Genomic DNA, 801 nt, shown 5'->3' on the forward strand with positions numbered 1-801 from the left:
AACGGTTGCCGTTCTCATCTTTCTGATGGTCTGCGGTATAGATATCTTCTGCGGCGTAAACCTCAAACACGGCTCCTGCAAGACTGGCTTCCTCGTAGGTGAAATTCTTGTCAAAACCTTTGACCACTTCGCCTTCCTTACGGATGGTCAGTCTGCCTTTTGCCGGATGGTTCTCGAAATCCACCTCAATGATCAGGTCACCGCTGACCGGATCTTCCTGGTATGCGGTATCGCTGTCTACTTTGATTTCCACCGTGTTTGTGCTGTGAGTATATCCGCTTGGTGCAGTCACCTCTTCGATGCGGTAATTTCCGCAAGCAAGATTCTGTGGCAGGATCAGGTATCCGTTTTCATCGGTAAAATAAGATTTATGTACCGTAGTGGACGGGTAAGTGGTTACCTGTTCCACATACTTTTTGTTGTCCAGATCGTATACCTTGAACTCGGTATTCGGAACCAGGACAGATTTCTTTGTCTCATCGTCTTTTTTGATGATCTTTAATTTTGCTTCAAACTCTTTATCCAGAAGCACACGCCATACCTGCGGCTGATCCGGATGATTCTCTGAGATCACAACCTTAAAATCATCGACTGGCGTGAGGTTGTGCGGTGTGGTGGTCTCCCTTACAATATAGGTACCGTATGGGAGCGGAATGGAGCATGCATATCCGCGCTCATCTGTGAACATTTCTGTCTGTCCGTCTGCGGTCAGCACGACCGGGGTAGCAGATGCAAAATCATAGGAGCCGTCCTTATTTTTCTTCAGGCTGCTCTCCAGATATGCACTGAATCCCACACCTT

The 801-nt window shown here is 47.7% G+C and carries 1 protein-coding gene; it reads right to left on the bottom strand.

Going from position 1 to position 801, the window contains the following annotated elements:
* Positions 1-801, bottom strand: an 801-nt coding sequence (locus LIQ05_RS19370; RefSeq protein ID WP_264292816.1) for an MSCRAMM family protein, incomplete at both ends; no start/stop codon positions are given.

Source organism: Blautia glucerasea (assembly GCF_020537505.1).
GTDB lineage: Bacteria > Bacillota > Clostridia > Lachnospirales > Lachnospiraceae > Blautia_A.